The organism is Pantoea sp. Morm (assembly GCF_016643525.1).
Lineage (GTDB): Bacteria > Pseudomonadota > Gammaproteobacteria > Enterobacterales > Enterobacteriaceae > Pantoea > Pantoea dispersa.
Genome location: NZ_VOQX01000212.1, coordinates 1 through 2,120 on the forward strand (window position 1 = coordinate 1; position 2,120 = coordinate 2,120).

The 2,120-nt window shown below is 54.4% G+C and carries 2 protein-coding genes and 1 pseudogene; 1 reads left to right on the forward strand and 2 read right to left on the reverse strand.

Annotated elements, in window-relative coordinates; genetic code table 11:
• A pseudogene (locus tag FT726_RS26910) lies at positions 1 to 390 on the forward strand (HdaA/DnaA family protein); the annotation flags it as partial.
• On the opposite strand, the gene arsC reads toward FT726_RS26910, so the two are convergent.
• Complete coding sequence (arsC, locus tag FT726_RS26915) at positions 387 to 734, reverse strand: arsenate reductase (glutaredoxin) (protein WP_346303809.1); 348 nt, start codon at positions 732 to 734, stop codon at positions 387 to 389. The pseudogene FT726_RS26910 and the gene arsC overlap by 4 nt on opposite strands.
• Before the next feature lie 5 nt (positions 735 to 739).
• Positions 740 to 2,120: M48 family metallopeptidase (locus tag FT726_RS26920; RefSeq protein ID WP_346303810.1), on the reverse strand; the 1,381-nt coding region annotated here is incomplete at its 5' end.

Here is a 2,120-nt window from a genome sequence, read left to right on the forward strand (position 1 = left end):
GAATGCATTGCCGGTGACGCCGAGTGGGAGATGGCGATCTTCGATCTCTAGAACCGTATTCTGGAAATCGGCAAAACGCGTTTGCTGATCACCGTCGATCGTCCACCGCGTCAGCTCAATCTCGGCCTGCCGGACTTAGCTTCCCGTCTCGACTGGGGACAAATCTATCGTTTGCAGCCATTGTCAGATGAAGACAAACTCCAGGCGATGCAAATGCGAGCTGGGCTGCGTGGTTTTGAGTTACCGGAAGATGTCGGGCGCTTCCTGCTGAAACGCCTCGACCGCGAAATGCGTACGCTGTTTGATACCCTCGATCGATTGGATCGCGCTTCTATCAGCGCACAGCGCAAGCTCACCATTCCTTTTGTTAAAGAAGCGCTGGGGCTTTAAACAATCTCCAGCACCGCTTCCGGTGGACGGCCAATGCGTGCCTGATCACCGTTGATCACGATGGGGCGTTCGATCAGTTTCGGATGCTCAACCATCGCCTGCAGCAGTTGATCTTCACTCAACTGGCTGTCTGCCAGATTTAACTCCTTATAAAGATCTTCTTTGCGGCGCATCAGATCGCGCGCACTGCCCATGCCTAGCTGTTGCAGCAGTTTTTTTAGCGCCTGCACGTCAGGCGGTGTTTCAAGATACAGCACCACTTCAGGTGCTATGCCTTTTTCCTGCAACAGCGCCAGGGTTTCGCGGCTCTTGCTGCAGCGCGGGTTGTGATAAATGCTCACCATTATTTTTATCCTTTCTGATACTGACGGAACCGCTTTTGCAGTTCGCGGAACTGGTCGATGCGGGCATCATAACGCGCCTGTTTCAGGCTACCGAGCGGCACCTGGGCGCTGGCGCTGCTGAGGGTAGTGATCGCCTGATCGAGCTGGCCGTTGAGTGCTAATCCTTCCGCTCGAGCCGACAACTCCTCATCCCGTAATCCCTGTGCTGCCGAGGCTTGTGCCAGTAAATCCCAGGCGTTGACGTCATCGGGATGAGCAAAGGTATAGCGATTAAGGATACGCGTGGCATTAGCTGGCTGTTTTGCCTCGACGTAGGCGTTAGCGAGGTTGAGCTGTAATACCGGATTGGTGCTGCTACCTTTAGCGCTGGTCAGCATGTTGATGGCCTGTTGCGGCTGGTTCAGGCCGATGTCGATATCCGTCATGATATCCAGCAACCAGACGTTATCCGGCTGTTTCGCCAGCATTGGCGTAATAATTTTTTTCGCGCTGTCGAAGCTTTTTGCCTGCAGGAACTGCACCGCTTTACCGTATTGCGATGCCATTTGCTCACGTGAGTTGCCTTTGGCGTATTCATTTAACAGCTCATCGGTCAGCTGATTACGGCCAGTAGCGTACATACCCAACGAGCGCACTTTCGCCATGTAGAAGCCTTCCGATGACTGCACCACCACCGGGCGCATCTGGTTGGCACGGTTACGCGCATCGGCCAAACGGCTATCCGGTAAGGGGTGCGTCAGTAAAATTTCCGGTGGTTTGGAGGAGAAGCGGCTTTGATCGGCGAGCTTCTGCAGGAAAGCTGGCATCGCCTGCGGATCGAAACCCGCACGTTGCAGCACCTGAATGCCGATGCGGTCGGCTTCCTGCTCGTTGGCCTGAGTAAAGCTGATCATGCCCTGCTGCGTGCCCGCCAATGTACCGGTCAATGCTGCCATCCCGGCTTGTGGGCTGGCAATGGCGAGCAGAATCGACCCTAATGCACCCACCCAGGTGAGTGGCGCATTACGCTTCTGCTCTTCCATCGCACGTGCCAGATGACGTTGGGTGACGTGGGAAATTTCGTGCGCCATCACCGACGCCAGTTGGCTTTCATTGTCGGTGTAGCGGAACAATGATGAATGCAGCACTACGTTGCCGCCGAAAAAGGCGAAAGCGTTCAGTTCGTCATTCTGAATGAGAAAGAAGTGAAACGGCGTGCGCACCGAATTGGCATGCGCCACCAGGCGTTGCCCTAACTCATTGATATATTGATTTAATAGCGGATCGTTAATCAACGGCGCACTGGCGCGCAGTTGGCGCACGTAGAAGTCGCCAATTTGTAATTCCTGATTAATGGATAGCGTTGAACCCGCTGTGGTTCCCATATCGGGCAGATTATCACTGACG